Raw genomic sequence first — 301 nt, forward strand, 5'->3', positions numbered from 1 at the left:
TATGAGTAACAAGGAAATCATTACAACTCATATCCTTTCCGCCTAGTGAGAAAAGTAACGTTAGTAAAGGAAAAGGATGTGGCATCATGCAGAACCCATTTGTTCCGCAGCTTGTATATATAGAACCGAGGGCACTGGAATATCCGCTAGGCCAAGAATTACAAGAAAAATTTGAGAATATGGGCATTGAAATCAGAGAAACAACATCCCACAATCAGGTGCGTAATATTCCTGGGAAAAATCATCTTCAGCAATATCGCAATGCGAAATCAACTTTAGTTATCGGTGTCCGGAAAACATT

General features: G+C 39.2%; 1 protein-coding gene. It reads left to right on the forward strand.

Features of this window, described 5'->3' with window-relative positions; all coding sequences use genetic code 11:
* Window positions 1–86: 86 nt before the first annotated feature.
* Window positions 87–301 (forward strand): spore photoproduct lyase family protein (locus SB660_RS19770; protein WP_410583969.1); only part of this gene is annotated, 215 nt, incomplete at its 3' end.

The organism is Bacillus sp. SIMBA_005 (assembly GCF_046535585.1).
Classification (GTDB): domain Bacteria; phylum Bacillota; class Bacilli; order Bacillales; family Bacillaceae; genus Bacillus; species Bacillus pumilus.